We start from the raw sequence: 17519 nt of genomic DNA, 5'->3' as shown, positions 1-17519 counted from the left end.
GGGGGTGGGTGCCTATGCGGGTACGAGTGAGCCCGGCATTCCACCGAATTTTATAAAAATTGCACACTATGCATTGTGCAAAAAGGAGGGGGTTATATGGGTGAAAAAGTGAGAGCGAAAATGATCGACGGAGCCTTATGTATCGCGACTTCTGAGCTTTGCGAAGTGTTCAATGTTCACCGCAATACGATTGCACAATGGGAGCGAAACGGAATGCCCAAAAAGGCCCGAGGATGGTACTCGTTAAAAGACACCATCAAATGGGTGACGGATAACCGGGGCGTGAAGAAGAATCCGGACGACGAAGAAGGAATGACATTATCCCAACAAAAGCTGAAATATGAAGCGCAGCTGAAAGAGCAGCAGGCCGAAGCGGCAACATTGAAAAATGCTATCTCCAAAGGTGAATACATTAGACGCGAAGACGTTGTGAGTGAGCTCCAGCGTTTTTTTATTTCTCTTCGACGATCGATGGGAGGATTCAGCCGCAAGATTGCAATGGAGATTTCGCCGTATCTGGAACCGGAACAAGTTCGTTTGATCGAACAGAATATTGCTGATACCACAAACGCCGCTTTGCTCCAGCTGTCTGTCCGAGGTGTGTACGATGCCAAAAAGGACTGATGAGCATTGGCCGGAATGGTTGCACGCTGGCCTTGACGTATTGCGGCCTCCGGAAAAGCTATCGGTGTCAGAGTGGTCTGATCGTAATCGAATTCTCGATGAGAGATCCGCCGAACCTGGCCCATGGAGGACGGAACGCACGCCATATCTTCGGGGCATCATGGATGCATTCACTGATCCTCGGATTGAGGAAATCATTTTTGTGAAACCGACCCAGGTCGGCGGCACTGAAAGCCTCAACAATATGTTCGGGTATACCATTGCCCAAGATCCAAGCCCGGCGCTCATCGTTTATCCGATGCTCGATTTGGCCGAGTTTACTTCCAAGAACCGGCTACAACCGATGATCAGGTTAAGCCCAGCCCTCAATGAGCGCTTTAAAGAAGAGGACAGCAAGCTTCTGGAGCTCCAGTTCAACGGAATGTACGCCGTTATCGCAGGCGCGAACAGTCCGGCGTCGCTTTCTAGCCGGGCCATTCGATATTTGTTCATGGATGAGGTGGACAAGTACCCGAAAAATTCCGGAAAAGAGGCTGACCCGAGGGCGTTGGCACGGGAGCGGACCAAAACCTTTCCGTTTAATAAAAAGATCATGCAGACTTCAACGCCGACGCTGAAAGGTGGGCCGATATGGCAAGCCTGGCTGACGGCGGATGTTCGTATGCATTATTACGTTCCTTGTCCGCATTGTGGTTATTTCCAGACATTTAAGTACAAACAAATTATTTACAATAAGAGTCTGGATCGGGAGAAAATCAAGGAAACGGCCCATTATCAATGCGTACATTGCGAGCAAATCATTCGGGATGCTCATAAACCTGCCATGCTGCGCGGCGGCGAGTGGCGATCAGAGAACGGCTCCACGGTTCCAGGGATTAAGACGGGCTTTCATTTGAATGCGATCTATAGTCCGTGGGTTCGATTTGGTGATGTCGCGTATGAATTTGTATCGTCAAAAAATACGCCTGAAGAGTTTATGAACTTTATCAATTCTTGGCTGGCGGAACCTTGGGAAAATACGCAAGTCAAACTGAGTAGCAGCAAGGTGCTCAGTAAGGTGAGCGGTTATGAAGAGGGTGTTGTTCCGGAACGAACAATTCTGTTAACTGGCGGGGTTGACGTGCAGAAAGACCGGTTTTATTACACGATCCGTGCGTGGGGCGAGAAAATGGAGAGCTCTAATATTCGCCATGGAGTCGTTGAAACGTGGGCGGAGATTGAAGATGCAATGAACATCTCCTATTTCACCAGGGACGGGACCGAATACTTTGTGAATCTTTGTGCCGTGGACTCCGGATATAACGCTGATGAAACCTATGATTTTTGCGCTCAGAATCCGGAATGGGCTGTTGCAATCAAGGGTTCGAACACACCTTTGCGAACAAAGTATACCCTGACCAAGATTGACCGGGCGGAGCGAGGCGTTTTTGGCCTTTCTCTTTATCTCGTAGACGGCGGTTACTATAAAGACTTTATTTCAGGCCGATTAAACCGAGAAGAGGACGGTCCCGGTGGCTGGTATGTATATATCGATTGCGATGAGGATTACGCGGAGCAAATCACGGCTGAAGAAAAGGTAATTGAGAAACATGGAAAGCGGGAAATTGAGGTTTGGCGCAAGAAAACAGCCCATGCAGATAACCATTACCTTGACTGTGAAGTTTATGCCGCATTCGCGGCGGATTGTTTGGGTATCCGGTATATGCGGTATGAACAGACGCCTGAGAAGAAAGCGGCAGGAAGTGAAAATGTCCCGGTAAAGCCTGCGAATAACAATTGGGTAGGGGGTGGAGGCTCATGGCTATGACGCCGCTGGAAAGATTGGAACAATTGAATATGGAACTGGCTGAGGTACGCGCAGCGATTAGCGCAGTATTGCGAGGGGCGCAAGAATATCGAATCGGGAGTAAATCATTCCGTCGTGCAGATCTTGGCTTGTTATACGAGGAACGGACACGCCTCGAAAGAGAAATCGCCGATATTGAAAACGGCGGGATGTTCCGAGCAGTTTACTTTGAAGGGAGGTGATGAATCTGAATTGGCTAGAACGGTCCATTGCCACGGTCAGTCCGCAATGGGCATATAAACGAATGGCTTGGCGGTCGGCGGTATCCGCATTTGATAGCGGGAGTACAGGGCGTTTGAATCGTAACTGGAATCCTGGCACTGAAGGATATGACAATCTCTCTCGGGGAGAACGGACGCTTGTTCGACATCGAGCACAAGACCTTGAACGAAATAGTGATATCGCCGGTGCAATCTTATTAGCGTTTGAACGAAATGTTGTCGGAAGTGGAATGATGCTTCAGGCGAAGATTCCGCATACCAAACCGGGTAATGAGGATGGTCAAATAAACCATGCCATCGAGGACCTATGGGAAGAGTTTTGCAAAGCTGAGAATGTGGATATCACGGGAACGCAATCCTTGGATGAGATTGAAGAAACTCTTTTACGACGGTATATCGTGGATGGCGGAATCATTGTCGTCAAGGTGTACACAAAAGATGATAAATTTCCTTTCAAAATCCAAATGCGTACAGTGGATGATTTGAATGATCTGAATACGATCGTTCCAACGGAAAATGGCAATCGGATCGTGGAAGGGATCGAGCTAGACAAGTTTAATAAGCCTGTTGCATATCATTTCAAGAAGTTAGACGGCCAAACGCTGCTGCCTGGAGAATCGGTCCGGGTTGAGGCGAAGGACGTCATTTTTTTATTCAAAAAAAATTCGCCAAAGCAAATCCGGGAAGTGTCGCAGCTCGCGACGGCCTTACCGCGAATTAAGGATGCGAATCAGTTTATCGAGGCGGTATCCATTAAGGAGCGGGTGTTGGCATGCCTTTCCGTTTTTATCAAACGAGAAACACCATCTAATGGCGGTCCAGGACGCGGGGTTTCGCAATTCGCGAATACGGATCGTAAGGATTACAGCGGGATGTCCATAACGCCGGGCATGATCGGCGAATTAAATCCTGGAGATGAGGTTCAAGCCGTCATACCAGCAGGACAAGCCTCCAACTCGAAAGAGTTTATTACGACGTTGGTTCGGTTGTCTTCAGCCGGAATCGGTCTTAGCTATGAAGCGGTGTCGCGTGACTTATCTCAAGTTAATTACTCTTCCGCCCGACAGGGACTGATCGAGGACCGGAAGCTATACAAAAAAATGCAAAAAATGCTGATTAAAAAGGTGCTTACTCCGATCTATCTTGAATTTTTGGACGCGATGCACCTGACAGGGCAACTCGAACTGCCTCATTACAGCAGCAACAAAAAAGATTACCTCGCTCATGTCTGGATACCACCAGGTTATAACTGGATCGATCCAGGCAAAGAAGCTAACGCCAACAAGACAGCGCTGGAAACCAATCAGGACACGCTCGCGAGAATTTGCGCAGAACGGGGTGAGGATTGGCGCGACGTTTTGAAACAGCGGGCAGCGGAACGGAAATATGAAAAGGATTTGTTGAAGGAGGATGACGGTGAAGGACAATCTGAAGATGCCGACGATCTTGACGAGGACAAGAACTAAGGAGCCGTCAACGTTAACACGCACCTTGACCTTTCAGCGGGACACGGTTAATGAATCGGACCGCACCGTGGAGCTCTCGTTTTCGAGTGAAGCACCATACGAGCGTTATTTCGGTTCTGAAATATTAAGCCATGATCCGGAAGCGATTGACCTTTCTCGCCTGGAGGAAGTCGGCGTACTGCTGTTTTCCCATGGCCGTGATGCGAAGTATGGTCGTATGCCAATTGGCAGCATTGAAAAGGTCTGGTTAGACAGCTCGCAGCGGAAGGCTCGGGCGCTTGTCAAATTCGATGATGATGAAGATAGCGACCGAGTATTTCAGAAAGTGCTCAAAGGGATTATCAAGGGCGTTTCCGTTGGGTATTCCGTTAGCAGCTGGGAAGAGGTCAAAGCGGGCAAATCATCGGCCAATGGACGCTTTACAGGTCCGGCCTATGTGGCTTTGAAGTGGCAACCATTTGAAATCAGTGTTGAACCAACGCCAGCTGATCCATCAGTTGGTGTAGGAAGAAGTCATAATGATGAAAGCGAGGATGAAGGAATGAAGGGATTAAAAATGTTGGCTTTGGCCGCACAAGGCTTAATGCATGCACCTGATACGGGAGCGGGAGCAGGTGGAGGAAATCCGGCACCTGAAGGCGGCGAACGCGCTGGAGCTCCAGCAAATACACCGCCTGGAATTGATCCAGAGGCGTTGAAACGCCAGGCAATGGAAGCAGAGCGCTCCAGAGTGTCGGGGATCTCGCAACTTTGCCGGGATTTTGGTTTGGATGCGAATCCATTTATCCAGGATGGCAGCACGTTGGAAAAGGTTAAAGATGCGATTTTAACCAAGCAGCGCGAAAGCCGCGCGCCGCATCCATCTGGCATTGAGTTTGGGGCGGAGGATCAAGACAAGTTCCGAGATGCGGCAACGGATGGATTGCTGATGAGAGCAGGTCGTTCGATCATCAAACCGGCTGCAGGAGCATTGGAGCTTCGTTCCATTCGCTTGCGTGATCTTGCGGTGGAATGTTTGGAACGCGCTGGTGTTCAAGGTGCGCACAGAATGAGCGATGAAGATCTCCTGAGACGTGCGTTGTCCCCGGATTCAACGTTCCAATCGATTCTATCGAACGCAGCGAGTAAAACACTTTCGCAAGCCTATCAAGAGGCTCCAACCACGTTCCAATACTGGACGGGGAAAGGATCGAATTCCGACTTCAAAGCAGCTGAACATTATCGCATTTCCGAAGCGGGCGACCTGGAACTGACACCGCAAAATGGTTTGATTCCGTATGACACGGCTATGAAAGATGAGAAGGTGACGAAAGCTGTCCTGACTTACTCCAAGCGTTGGGGGTTCACGCGCGAAGCGTTTATCAACGATGACTTGGGCGTGTTGAACAAGGTGCCTGCCGCTTACGTTATCGGCGCCAAGCGCGGCATTAACAAGCTGGTGTACAAAATGCTAGCCACAAACCCACTCATCTTTGACAGTGAGAAGTTGTTCAGTGCCGCACACAACAACTTGGGAACTCCAGGCGCAATCAGCACAACGACGATGAGCGAAGGCCGCAAAAAGATGCGCACGCAAAAAGGAATTCGAAATGAGGCCACGCTGAACATTGCTCCAAAGTTCCTTTTGGTTCCAGCCGAGCAGGAAACAGGAGCAGCACAGTACATCCGAAGTGAAGCTGATCCAGAAGGCAAACACAGCGGAGTGACGAACGTCTTCCGCAACTCCATGGACATCATCGTGGACGCGGAACTTGATCAGTACTCCGAGTACGCTTGGTACCTGGCTGCTGATCCGAACATTGCGGATACGATTGAGGTGACATACCTTCGTGGTCAGGAAGAACCGACATTGGAAACGGATATTGCCTTCGACCGCTTGGGCATGGATTTCCGAATCTACTTTGATTACGGTGTTACGATCTTGGACAGCCGCGGACTCTTTATGAACCCTGGACAAGCCCCTTCAAATCCATAAGCTTTCGTTAATCTATTACAGGAAGGAATGAAGCAAAATGATACTGAAAGAACCTTTGAATTTTGCTGGCCGGTTGTATGCAGCGGGGGAGAGCGTGAAAGGTCAGCTCCCCCTCGACATGATCGAGGCTTTGCGAAAGAATAACAAGCTGGATGAGGTTGCGAATGACACGGAGACGGAAGTCACGGAACAGACGCAAGACGATTTCAATCTTGATAGTGGCGGAGGGTCAAACGACTTGGGCAATCTCCCGGTTGTTGGTAATACGATTCTTTCTCCTGAAGACTTCAAAGAGTTGCCTGCTCCTGATCAAAAAGATCGCCTCAAGGCTTTGGAGATTGAGCCAGCCAGCAAGGCAGAGGACCGTCTTGAGCAATACGAAACGTGGTATTTTGAACAGGTCGCCAACGCTGCCCCGGATGCCCAATGAGTTTCTTTCAGGAGCAATTGGAGCGGGATGCCCGGAACGTCTTCTTGAATCCGGAAGAATTCGGGACGCCTCATATCGTGAATGGCCGTGAAATGATCATCGTCATCGATGAAGATCAATTGCAGCACCGAAAATCCAGCGCTTCGAATCCCACGGATGGGGTTTATAACGCTTCTCTTCTCTTTTATGCCTTGAAAACGGACTTCGAAAAACGGCCAATTACGGATTCGTCCATACGGATAGATGACCGTAATTTCAAAGTCGCGGATGTCCAAGAGGATGAGGTCATGTACACGATTACGCTGAAGCGGGTCGGATCATGATTACGATTGACGCCGACAAGCTGAAAGAGGTTGAAAAGCGATTAAGCCAGTATCCGAAGCAAGCGCCAGCAGTCTTGTCCAGGGCATTAAATCGGACGGCAACCAATGTAAAATCCAATGCCTCGAAAAAGGCACGCGAAATCTACCGGATCAAAGCCCAGGACGTAAACAAATCCTTTAAGATCAACCGGGCTTCGCGAAACAATTTAGGGGCTTCAGTGGTTTCGACTGGCGGGAGCATCGGGCTTGAGAAATTTAAAACCAACGCTCGGGAACCGTCAGCGAAAAAACCACGGGCCTTCAAAGCGGCTGTCAAAAAACAGGGCAGTCTGAGAACGATTCTACGGGGCTTTGTCGCCAATATCAGTGGCGTTAAGGTGTTCCAGCGTACAAGCAAGAAAAGGCTTCCTATAACGCGCCTGTTCGGCCCTCCGGTGCCTCAAATGGTGGATAACCCGGAAGTGCGACAATTCATTAATGAGCAGGCCGTGGAGACCTTCGAGAAACGATTGGATCATGAGATAAAACGAGTCATGGAGGGGAACTGATGGCTACTCCCTATCTACTGCAAAAAGCCTTGGTCGAAGAGATCAAGGTTCTTTTTGCTGGCTTTGAAACGGAGAATGCGGCCGGGGAACTGGTACCGTTAAATGTGTATCCTCAATCGCTTCCAGAAAAGACGGATGAAGAGGATTCTGCCCATTTCCCATATATCGTCGTTCGGATTATCGATGGCGGAATTGGAAGTGAGGAAGAAGCAGCTGCTTGCCGGATGGTGTTCATTGCTGGAATCTACGATTCAAATCCGGATTATCAGGGAAATCAGACGATTTTGAATATCTTGCAGCGGATTCAAACGCATTTGTTGGCAAAACGAATCATTGACGGGAAGTTCTCCATTCAGTATCCGTACAACTGGCAAATTTATGATGATGAAGACCTGCATCCGTATTATTTCGGCGGAGCAGAAACCAATTGGACCCTGCCAGCGGTTCAACAGGAGGTGGATGACGATGAATGAAATCCAAGAAGAAATATTAAATCCGAAAGTCGATAAAACGCCACGGAAGAAGAAAGAAAAACCGGAATCGGACAAATCGCCAAACGCTTGGGAATATGAGACAGCCGTTATCTATGTTGGCCCTACCATTCCGAAGCTGGCGCGATATACGACCTTCCGAGCAGGTTTTCCGCGACAGATTCAAAAGTTGATGGGGCAAATTCCTGAGCTCAAAGATTTATTTGTTCCCGTTCCGGAATTTCCAAAATTGCGGTTACAAACGGAAACGGTAGGCACGCCGTTACATGCGGCCTATCAGGCGGTATTGTTCGCACAGACGCAGAAAGGAAGTGTTTAACGTATGGCAGAACGTCATGGTGTTTATGTAACGGAGGTACCTGCATCTATACTCACGCCGGTTTCGCCACTGGCGACTATTCCGGTTGTATTCGGAACGGCACCTATTCACATGTCTAAACTGGCATCGCCTCCAGTGAATGTGCCTTTTTTGGCAGAGAGCTGGGAGCAATACAAAGACGCTCTAGGATACTCGGAGGATTGGGAGAATTATACGCTTTGCGAATTTGCTTTCTCTCATTTTCAGCTGTATAAACAGTCTCCAGCCGTTTTCATTAACGTGCTTGATCCAGAGATGCATAAAGAGAGTGTAAATCCTTCCCCGGTAACTTTGACGAGCGGCACTGGCACGATTAACGTTCAGGGTATTTTGATAAATACGGTTAAAGTATCGTCCACGGGTCAGACGCCAACGGATTATGTGCGGGATACCGATTATACACTTTCATTCAATTCTGCCGGACATCTTATACTGACCGCGAAGCCAGGCGGGGCAATGATTGCGGAAAGCTCCGTCAATGTCGGATATGACAAGCTGAAACCTGAAGATGTGGATTCGGGGGTCATCGTCGGCGGAACGGACGGCGTTACAGGGGCAGTTACAGGCCTTGAAGTATTGAAACAAGTGTTTCCTCGTTTAAGAGTTGTTCCAGGTCTGATTTTAGCTCCTGGCTTTTCTCATGACCCGGTGGTTGGCGCGGTCATGGTTGCAAAATCACGCAAGATCAACGGGAATTTCAACGCTCAAGCGATTACGGATATTCCGGGAAATCAAACGGCAGCTCAAGTTGATAAATGGAAAGAGGACAATCTCTACACAGACAAAGCCCAGTTCAATACATGGCCCAGAGTAACCAAGTCTGGCCGTACCTATCGGTTATCGACGCATTTGGCAGGTGTTATTTGTCAAACTGATGCCGAGAACGACGGTGTTCCATATCGTTCGCCGTCCAATAAGGCCCTTCATATCGACGGCATTGTACTCGATGACGGTAAAGTAGTTGCCCTTGGCCCGGACGAGGCGGAATTGATCAATGCGGAAGGAATCGTAACCGCTTTGAATTTTATTGGTGGTTTTCGTTCGTGGGGCAATCGTACGGGGGCGTTCCCGGATGCTATCGACCCTCAGAGCTCCTTTATCCCGGTGAGGCGCATGTTTGACTGGTGGAATAACACCATCATTTTGACTCAGTGGATGTATGTTGATGATCCGGCAAATAAACGTTTGGTGGAGGCGGTCGTTGATTCGCTGAACATTCGCCTAAATGGGTTGCAGTCGTCTGGCTTTATCCTGGGTGGACGGATTGAGTTTAACAAACAAGACAATCCGAAGGAATCCACGATGAACGGCAAGCTGAAATTCCGGAATTACTTTACACCACCGTCTCCAGGTCAAGAGTTGGAATTCATGGTGGAATATGATGCAGAATACTTGTCTGCAATTTAGGAGGGGTACCCTTGGCTGGCAAACAAATACCTGATAGATTAACGAATTTCACGGGTTATCGCAACGGATCGGAATACCTCGGAGTCGCCGACGTGGATCTTCCGGATTTAGAGTCGTTGACGGAGACGATCAACGGCGCAGGCATAGCCGGAGAGATCGAAAGTCCGTTGATTGGCCACTTTGGTTCCATGGTTACGACACTGAACTGGCGTGTGCTGGATCGTGCCAATTTCAAACTGGCCCGGCAGGAAATGCAACACCTTGACTTTAGAGGCTCGATCCAAACATTAGATGCTACGCAAAGCTATATTCATATCCCGGTTCGCGTTACCATTCGAGGCATGCCGAAAACAACGCCTCTTGGAAGCTTTTCCGTTGGTGGCACTATGGACAACTCGAATGAGCTGGAAATATTCTATCTCAAGATTATTTATAACGGTGAGACTGTGGTTGAAATTGATAAAACGAATTTCATTTGTATCATTGACGGCGTTGATTATCTAGCCCAGGTTCGCGAGAATCTAGGGCTTTAATAAAAGGAGGAACAACGAATTATGGCGGAAAAAAAGCAAGAAAGCCAACCGGTGAACAACGAGAATGTTTACCAATTGACCCGACCAATCACCTTTGAAGGTGAAGAAATTAAAACCTTGAATCTGGATTTCGACAGCTTGGGCGGTCATGAACTTATGAATTGTGCGCGATTGGCCCAAAGCATGAATCCGGAAGAGGTTCCAGTGTATCGAGCGCTGTCGATTAATTATCAGGTTGCGGTAGCAGCAAGAGCAGCGGGCGTTGCTCCTGATGTGATTTTGAACTTGAAGGCAAAAGACTTTACCCAAGTGACTCAAAGGGCAGCCAATTTTTTAATCAGGGAGGAATAAGCGGGGATATTGTTCAGGATCTACGAGAAACGGCAATCATCCTTTGTTCGCTTATTCCAGGTTCAAGCTTAACGTTCTGGCTTAGTCAGCCGCTCAAAGACCTTGAGGGCTGGCTTGCAGCCTGCGAGAACGTCGAAAAACGAAAGAAGAATCAAAAACCGAGCCCAAATACCAGCCGTAAGGTGAAAGCAAGGAGGCGGGGCTAGGGATGGCTAGAACGTATGAAACGATATTTGCCTTGGGTGGACAAATAAGCCCGACGTTCAAAAAAACGTTCAAATCCGCCGGCGATGCAACGAGAAATATGGAGCATGGGTTGCAAGCGGTGAACCAAGAGGCGAAGGAAGCCCGAGGGGTCTTTGGTAAGCTGGGCAAGGTAACAGGTGATTTCGGAAAAGCTCTTTACCGTGTTACACAGTATTCAGGTGCTTTTGCCCTTGTCCAAGGCGCAGCCGGATCTATCGGGGATCTAGCTAGTTCGATTACGGATTACCAAGACAGCATGAACCAACTACAAGCCTCAACAGGGGCAAGCAAACAAGAGATGGCCGCACTGTCTGGTTCGGTTAAAAATTTGTACAACCAAAACATCGGGGAAAACTGGAATGACTTGGCCGATGCGTTAAGCAGGGCGAAACAAGTCACGAAGGAAGAAGGCAAAGAGCTCGAAATGACGGCCCGAAATGCGATTGTTTATCGGGACGTGTTCGGAGAAGATATTCCGGAGTCAGTTAAAGCCTCGGATACGATGGTAAAAAACTTCGGGATTACGAGCGATCAAGCTTTTAACCTGATGGCTCAAGGTGCTCAAAAAGGTTTAGATAAATCCGGCGAACTGCTGGATTCTTCGAACGAATACGCACCACACTTTGCATCACTGGGATTTTCCGCGAATCAAATGTTTGATACCTTCAGCGCTGGACTTGAGTCCGGCGCTTTTAATTTGGATAAAGTCGGTAAAGCTCAGCATTGCCGACTTAAAATCGCGGCATAAAGCAAGAAGGGTGAGATTCCTGACTTGAACCGAAGGCTGTCATGATGGCAGTCAGGGGCAGAGCATAGAGGGTGAAAAGATATAATCCCTCCACGAGACCGCGACACCGCAAGGTGAAAACATATGCCGAACTTACAGGAATTCAACTGTAAGAGCCGAGGGATAAAAAGCCTTTGGGATAACAAAAAGGATGCGGTAAAAGAGTTCAATATCCGATCTAAGGACATGTCCAAAACATCAGTTGAATCATACCAAGCACTCGGGCTAAATGCGGAAAAGATGTCCCAAACCTTTGCGAAAGGCGGTCCAGAGGCGCAAGCAGCTTTCAAACAGATTGTTCATTCGATTTCATCCATTGAAGATCCTGTTAAGAAAAACGCAATTGGCGTGGGCCTCTTCGGAACAATGTTTGAAGATCTTGAAAAAGATGTTGTTGCTGCGATGGGTACCGCCCGAAGTCAGTTTGACATGACCAAGGATACCATGGGCGAAATCACGGAAATTAAATATGATTCTGTTAAATATGCGTTTCGAGGAATCGGTCGTCAGCTCATGACGACGTTCATCATGCCCATTGGTGATAAAGTGCTCCCGTTGCTAAATGATTTTAGTAATTGGTTTCAAGGAGCGATGCCTGGCATTCAAAGTTTTTTCGGGAAAATCGGAGGATCTATCGATAAGGTGTTTGGAGGTATCGGGAAGACTATTGGCCCGATTTTCGAGAGCTTATTCAGCGGTGATATCGGCGGGGCAGGATTCAACTACGCAAAAATGCTAGGGATGTCCGATGGAGATGCAGCGGCGATTGGTAAAGGCTTTGCAGGTGTCTTCTCCGAAGTCATGTCCTTGAAAGATCAATTCCTGAAAGGCTGGGACAATGTAATGCCTCATATCAAGAGCATTATGGATTCCGGGAAGAAGATCTTTCAGCAATTCGCTCCAGTCGTGGCAAAGGTCGCCATCGGGGTGTACCAGGCTGGTACGAAAATTGTTCGAGCCTTATTACCCGTTGGTCAGTATATCGGGGCCAAGCTTTGGCCGATCGCTTCCAAGGTGTTTGGATTCCTTGCCAATGATGTGGCTCCAGCCATCTCCCGTGCATTTTCCAGCATGGTGCCGGTCTTTACTTCGGTGGCCGGGAAAATCGGCCAAACGATTTCCGCTGTATTTACGGTAGTCAAACCGATCATTGACGGATTGGTAGGTGCGTTTAACGTTGCCTTCCCTGTGATTAAAGCGGTCGTTGTCGGAGCCATCGATACAGTGTCTGGTGTGTTCAATGGCTTAATGACGACGCTTGGCGGGATCTTGGATTTTGTGAGTGGTGTGTTTACCGGAGATTGGTCGCTTGCGTGGTCGGGTGTTGTGGACACGTTTGCCGGGATTTGGTCCGGGCTGAAAGCATTAGTCGCTGCACCGATCAATGCGGTTATACGCCTAGTGAACAAAGCCATCGAAGGTATCAATAATGTCAGCGTCGATATTCCGGATTGGTTAGGCGGCGGTACCCTCGGGTTTAACGTTGGCTTGATTCCGGAACTTGAAGGATTCGCTAAAGGCGGGATTGCAACCAAGCCTTCCATATTTGGCGAGGCTGGTCCTGAAATGGCGATTCCACTGAATAACAAACCGCGTTCACATGCCTTGCTGGATAAGGCTAATCAGATTATGGGTGGCCCTTCAGCAGCTGCGAGCTCCAGCCCGATCTACATTACCTATGCGCCGAAAAACTATTGGAGTGGAGACGTCTCGAAAGAGAAGGCCCAAGAGATTACGCGGATACAGCACGATGATTTCGAGCAGCGGATGAAAAAATACACGAAACAAAAGCAAAGGGTGAGTTTTGCATGACGACGTACACAACCATACAGGGCGATACCTGGGACGGCATTTCCTTTAAAGTTTATGGCGAGGAAGAGCACGTTACCTACCTCATGCGAGCAAATCCGGATTATATGCGAACAACCGTGTTTTCAGGCGGAATCACATTGATGATTCCGCCTTACCCGGTTGGGCAATCCAGCAGTTTGCCACCGTGGAAAAGGGAGGGATAGAGCAGGGATGAAAACGATCGAGGCGAGGCGTTCCGAGCTGATATTATCGTATAACGGATATGATCTTTCCTTGGATATCACCAAGGGCTTACTTGATTTCACGTACACGGATGCCCCTCCGGGGGAGCTGGATGACCTTCAGATTAATTTGCAGGATCGAAACAATCTTTGGCAAAGTCCAGATTGGATGCCCTTACCTGGTGACAGTATAAAAGCTGAAATCCGCACGCATCATTGGGAAAAAGAGGGGGAGGTCAAGAAGCTGCCGCTTGGTGATTTCGAAGTCGATTCATTTCAATTAACGGGCGCACCGGACACGGTATCCATCAAAGGAGTAAGCCTTGGGGTTGGCTCCAGTATTCGGCAGGAGAAACGAACAAAAGCATGGGAAAAAGCCACGCTAAAAACGATTGCGGGTGAGATTGCCAAACGGGCAGGGCTGAAGCTAAGCTATAACGCACCTGTAAATCCAACGTATGACAGGCTGGATCAAACGGAGGTCTCCGATCTAGCTTTTTTATTTGAACAAGCTAAAGCGGAAGGGCTGTCCGTCAAAATATCGGGTAAGCAGCTGGTGTTGTTCGATGATTTCGAATTCGAAAAATTGCCGGTAGTCGCTACCTTCAAGCGTGGGAGAGATCGAATTTTATCCTATGACTTTAATTGGAGCTCGTCGTATGCATCCTATGTCGCCTGCGAAATCAGCTATACCCAAGCTAAATCAAAGAAAACGATTAAAGTGAAGTATACGCCGCCCGGCGCTCCCAAAATCGGCCCTATCCTGAAAATTAACGAGCAAGTAGACAACGAAGCGGAGGCACTCCGAAAGGCAAGGAATGCGCTGCGCGAGAAGAATCGCGAGATGGGCGAAGCTAGTTTGAGTGTGGTTGGCGATATTCGTATCGCTGCCGGGGTAACGATCCAGGTCGAGGGTTTTGGTACGTTTGACGGCAAATATTTAGTAGTGAATGTAAGTCACGGGATCGGAAGTTCAGGCTATGTCACGAACATGACGATACGGCCAGTGTTGGGGTGGTAAACATGAGCGTCATTGAAAATCTAATCCGCATTGGACTGGTTTCCTCTGTCAATGCGAAAAAGCATACCGTTCGAGTGGTGTTTGAGGACAAAGATAACCTGGTTTCGGGCGATCTTCCTGTTATTGTCCCATACAGCGCCAGTGCGAAAGCTTATCGGTTGCCGGAAGTCTCTGAGAGCGTCCTATGTGTTTTTCGCGGGAACGGCATACAGAATGGATTTTGCTTGGGTAGCTACTATACAGACGAGGACGTGCCTCCTGTCTCAAATAAAGATCAGATAGGGACTTGGTTTGAGGATGGAAGTTATGTCTTCTATGACCAGGCTTCAGGCAGTTTACACGTTAAAGCTGCCGGTAATGTTCGGATCGAAGGAGATCTAACGGTGACAGGCTCCATCACATCGGAATCGCTTCAGACGAAATCCATCATGACGGACTCAATCACACGGGCAGGTGAAGCGCTGTGAACAAGATCGGATATTTAGGAGACGTTGTATTCGTCGTTTCAGAAAAAACGCTCAGAACCTTCAACGAATTCACACGAAGCAGCTCGTCACGTTGGGCCAAGCATGAAGTACTAGGCAAGAAACCATTATCCCAATGGATCGGACCGGGCTTGGATACAGTATCCTTTACGATGCGGTTCGATGCACAATATCGCATGAATCCACGCAAAGAATTAGACCGGTTGACGGCTTTAGATCGTAAAGGGAAGGCTTTACCATTAGTAGTTGGCGGAAAGGGCGTCGGCGTGGGATTATGGGTCATTACGTCCTTGGAACAATCATGGTTGAATATCGATCATCTTGGAAACCTCTTGGCCGCAACGGTGAATATCTCATTGGAGGAATACGTGAAATGAGCGAATACATTGTGGATATGACAATGCCAGCGAAGATGAATTTCCGTCCGGCCACCTTGGCCGAAGAGATCGGGCAAAACATCCGGACGATTGTAACAACGCCGTACGGATCAGCACCGTTTGCCCGATCAATTGGGTTGGATTATGAAATGGTTGATGAGCCACTGCCCATCCTGAAGGCAAGAATGAGCGGTGTAATCACGATGGCCATCGCCGAACAAGAGCCCAGGGCTGAAATTACAGAGATCCTTTTTCACCTTAATGACCAAGATAAGATGAACGGGCGTTTGCTGCCCATCATCAAGTATAGAATTGCCGAAGGAGGGGATTCCGAATGAGCGAGATTAAGTTCATAGACGATGACCCACAAGTGACCATAAACAACATTCTAAAGATGCACGAGGCGATAACCGGTCGGCAGCTGTACCCAGCTGATCCGGAACGCCTTTTTATTTTGTCGCTATGTGAGATTATTGTTCAGCAGAAAGTTTTAATCAATGAGGCGGCAAAGCAAAGTCTTTTACGGTATGCAACCGGGGAAGTGTTAGAGGCAAAGGGTGAAATGTATGATACAGCTCGCCTGCAAGCTGAGCCATCCAGGACAACGGTTCAGTTTCAGCTGTCCATGCCGTTAACATCGGCGGTTATCATTCCAGCAGGAACGAGAGTCGGCCCACAAGGCGGCGGAGGGGAGCTGTTCTTTATAACTGTTAACGTCCTGGAGATTAAGCCGGGCGAGGTATCCGGAAATGTTCCTGCTGAGTGTTCGATTCCTGGCATTGATGGCAACGGGTTTTTACCTGGGCAATTGACGGAGTTGATTGATCCTATTCCTTTTGTGCAAAGTGTAACGAACATATCTGAGAGCTCAGGCGGCGCTGCCGTTGAATCGGACGAGGCTTATCGCGAACGCATTCGGACTGCGCCCGAATCGTTTAGCGTAGCCGGACCGGATGGAGCATACGAGTATTGGGCGAAAACTGCAAGCTCAGCCATTATTGATGTTGGCGTTGAATCCCCTTCGCCTGTGGAAGTTGTATTGATTCCGTTATTGGTCGGTGGGGAGCTTCCGCCTCAAGAGGTTTTAGATGCCGTGGACGCTGCCTTGAATCGTAAGGTCCGACCCTTAACGGATCGTGTCACGGTCCAACCTCCGGAGCCTGTTGATTACAATATCAAATTAACCTACTGGATCAGTAGAGAGAAAGCAGCTGATTCAGCAGTCATACGGAGCAATGTCGAAACTGCCATAGCCGAATATCGCTTGTGGCAAAAATCCAAGCTTGGCCGGGATATCAATCCCTCGGAACTCATTCGGCGCGTTATGGCAGCTGGAGCCTTGCGATTGAATGTCTTAGAACCATCTTTCACCGAATTAACGAGGATGCAAGTAGCAAGAGAAAGCCAAGTCGTTTTTGATTTTGGAGGGCTGGCAGATGACTGAGATTTCACAAGTAAGTATGCTCGATCTCCTGCCTCCAAATCTCAAACGAGATCCAGCGCTAGCGGCAGCAGCTAAATCGATTGATGAAGAACTACGGAGCATTACAGCGGCAATTTCGAAGCTTTCCAGATATGACCGGCTCGATGAATTGACGGACGCTGAAGCTGATGAACTCGCTTGGGAGATGCATGTTGATTTCTATGATACAAGTCTTCCGCTTAGCCAAAAACGCGAGCTGGTGAAAAATGCGATCCCATTCCACCGGCGAAAAGGGACGCCAGCGGCCGTCGAGGAATTGGTGTCGATCCTTTTTGGTGAGGGCAAAGTCGAGGAATGGTTCGAGTACGGCGGAGATCGAGGATACTTCCAGGTCATAACGAACAATCCGGAAGTGACCCAAGAGCGTGCTCAGGAGTTTTATCGAGCGGTTGAGTCAGTCAAGCGAAAAAGTGCGCACCTGGAGCGTGTAATCTTGTCTCAATCCGAACCGATGAATCTCTATTTTGCCGGGGTGCTTCGTATGGGCGAGAAAATGACAGTAAGGATGGTGTAA

At 48.7% G+C, this 17519-nt stretch carries 22 protein-coding genes; all 22 read left to right on the top strand.

Annotated elements, in window-relative coordinates:
* Positions 1 to 96 precede the first annotated feature (96 nt).
* Positions 97 to 624 carry a DUF1441 family protein gene (locus JNUCC32_RS31595; RefSeq protein ID WP_228468956.1) on the top strand — a complete coding sequence of 176 codons (528 nt, stop codon included), beginning with the start codon at positions 97 to 99 and terminating at the stop codon, positions 622 to 624.
* Entirely contained in the window at positions 608 to 2431 is a 1824-nt protein-coding gene (locus JNUCC32_RS13490; RefSeq protein WP_192572391.1) for a phage terminase large subunit family protein, read from the top strand. Before JNUCC32_RS31595 ends, JNUCC32_RS13490 begins: the two co-directional genes overlap by 17 nt.
* Positions 2422 to 2652 carry a DUF6148 family protein gene (locus JNUCC32_RS13485; RefSeq protein WP_036643349.1) on the top strand — a complete coding sequence of 77 codons (231 nt, stop codon included), beginning with the start codon at positions 2422 to 2424 and terminating at the stop codon, positions 2650 to 2652. The genes JNUCC32_RS13490 and JNUCC32_RS13485 overlap by 10 nt, the downstream gene beginning before the upstream one ends.
* Positions 2652 to 4157, top strand: coding sequence for a phage portal protein (locus tag JNUCC32_RS13480; RefSeq protein WP_228468955.1), 1506 nt, complete (start codon positions 2652 to 2654; stop codon positions 4155 to 4157). Before JNUCC32_RS13485 ends, JNUCC32_RS13480 begins: the two co-directional genes overlap by 1 nt.
* Positions 4108 to 6132, top strand: coding sequence for a prohead protease/major capsid protein fusion protein (locus JNUCC32_RS13475; protein ID WP_192572389.1), 2025 nt, complete (start codon positions 4108 to 4110; stop codon positions 6130 to 6132). The genes JNUCC32_RS13480 and JNUCC32_RS13475 overlap by 50 nt, the downstream gene beginning before the upstream one ends.
* 37 nt (positions 6133 to 6169) lie before the next feature.
* Positions 6170 to 6562 carry a hypothetical protein gene (locus JNUCC32_RS13470; RefSeq protein WP_192572388.1) on the top strand — a complete coding sequence of 131 codons (393 nt, stop codon included), beginning with the start codon at positions 6170 to 6172 and terminating at the stop codon, positions 6560 to 6562.
* Positions 6559 to 6885, top strand: coding sequence for a hypothetical protein (locus JNUCC32_RS13465; protein ID WP_192572387.1), 327 nt, complete (start codon positions 6559 to 6561; stop codon positions 6883 to 6885). The genes JNUCC32_RS13470 and JNUCC32_RS13465 overlap by 4 nt, the downstream gene beginning before the upstream one ends.
* Positions 6882 to 7433: a phage tail protein gene (locus JNUCC32_RS13460; RefSeq protein ID WP_192572386.1), complete on the top strand. Its 552-nt coding sequence runs from the start codon at positions 6882 to 6884 to the stop codon at positions 7431 to 7433. Before JNUCC32_RS13465 ends, JNUCC32_RS13460 begins: the two co-directional genes overlap by 4 nt.
* Complete coding sequence (locus JNUCC32_RS13455; RefSeq protein WP_192572385.1) at positions 7433 to 7906, top strand: hypothetical protein; 474 nt, start codon at positions 7433 to 7435, stop codon at positions 7904 to 7906. Before JNUCC32_RS13460 ends, JNUCC32_RS13455 begins: the two co-directional genes overlap by 1 nt.
* Positions 7899 to 8243: a hypothetical protein gene (locus JNUCC32_RS13450; RefSeq protein ID WP_192572384.1), complete on the top strand. Its 345-nt coding sequence runs from the start codon at positions 7899 to 7901 to the stop codon at positions 8241 to 8243. Before JNUCC32_RS13455 ends, JNUCC32_RS13450 begins: the two co-directional genes overlap by 8 nt.
* A 3-nt stretch (positions 8244 to 8246) precedes the next feature.
* A complete protein-coding gene (locus tag JNUCC32_RS13445; RefSeq protein WP_192572383.1) occupies positions 8247 to 9689 on the top strand; it encodes a phage tail sheath family protein in 1443 nt (480 codons plus the stop codon).
* Positions 9690 to 9700: 11 nt separating this feature from the next.
* Positions 9701 to 10222: a phage major tail tube protein gene (locus tag JNUCC32_RS13440; RefSeq protein WP_192572382.1), complete on the top strand. Its 522-nt coding sequence runs from the start codon at positions 9701 to 9703 to the stop codon at positions 10220 to 10222.
* Positions 10223 to 10243: 21 nt separating this feature from the next.
* Complete coding sequence (locus JNUCC32_RS13435; protein ID WP_192572381.1) at positions 10244 to 10573, top strand: phage tail assembly protein; 330 nt, start codon at positions 10244 to 10246, stop codon at positions 10571 to 10573.
* Between the two features lie 238 nt (positions 10574 to 10811).
* Entirely contained in the window at positions 10812 to 11567 is a 756-nt protein-coding gene (locus JNUCC32_RS13430; protein WP_192572380.1) for a phage tail tape measure protein, read from the top strand.
* 123 nt (positions 11568 to 11690) lie between these two features.
* Complete coding sequence (locus tag JNUCC32_RS13425) at positions 11691 to 13418, top strand: phage tail tape measure protein (protein WP_192572379.1); 1728 nt, start codon at positions 11691 to 11693, stop codon at positions 13416 to 13418.
* Positions 13415 to 13621, top strand: coding sequence for a tail protein X (locus tag JNUCC32_RS13420; protein ID WP_192572378.1), 207 nt, complete (start codon positions 13415 to 13417; stop codon positions 13619 to 13621). Before JNUCC32_RS13425 ends, JNUCC32_RS13420 begins: the two co-directional genes overlap by 4 nt.
* 7 nt (positions 13622 to 13628) lie before the next feature.
* On the top strand, positions 13629 to 14660 hold the full coding sequence (locus JNUCC32_RS13415; protein ID WP_192572377.1) for a phage late control D family protein: 1032 nt from the start codon (positions 13629 to 13631) through the stop codon (positions 14658 to 14660).
* 2 nt (positions 14661 to 14662) lie between these two features.
* A complete protein-coding gene (locus tag JNUCC32_RS13410) occupies positions 14663 to 15127 on the top strand; it encodes a phage baseplate assembly protein V (protein WP_192572376.1) in 465 nt (154 codons plus the stop codon).
* On the top strand, positions 15124 to 15522 hold the full coding sequence (locus tag JNUCC32_RS13405) for a phage tail protein (protein WP_192572375.1): 399 nt from the start codon (positions 15124 to 15126) through the stop codon (positions 15520 to 15522). The genes JNUCC32_RS13410 and JNUCC32_RS13405 overlap by 4 nt, the downstream gene beginning before the upstream one ends.
* Complete coding sequence (locus JNUCC32_RS13400) at positions 15519 to 15860, top strand: GPW/gp25 family protein (RefSeq protein ID WP_192572374.1); 342 nt, start codon at positions 15519 to 15521, stop codon at positions 15858 to 15860. The genes JNUCC32_RS13405 and JNUCC32_RS13400 overlap by 4 nt, the downstream gene beginning before the upstream one ends.
* Complete coding sequence (locus JNUCC32_RS13395) at positions 15857 to 16966, top strand: baseplate assembly protein (protein ID WP_192572373.1); 1110 nt, start codon at positions 15857 to 15859, stop codon at positions 16964 to 16966. The genes JNUCC32_RS13400 and JNUCC32_RS13395 overlap by 4 nt, the downstream gene beginning before the upstream one ends.
* Positions 16959 to 17519: a phage tail protein I gene (locus JNUCC32_RS13390; protein WP_192572372.1), complete on the top strand. Its 561-nt coding sequence runs from the start codon at positions 16959 to 16961 to the stop codon at positions 17517 to 17519. The genes JNUCC32_RS13395 and JNUCC32_RS13390 overlap by 8 nt, the downstream gene beginning before the upstream one ends.

It is taken from the genome of Paenibacillus sp. JNUCC32, from assembly GCF_014863545.1.
Taxonomy (GTDB): domain Bacteria; phylum Bacillota; class Bacilli; order Paenibacillales; family Paenibacillaceae; genus Paenibacillus_AQ; species Paenibacillus_AQ lautus_A.
The sequence above is the reverse complement of the archived record's forward strand: the minus strand, read 5'-3'. Positions and strand labels throughout refer to the sequence as shown.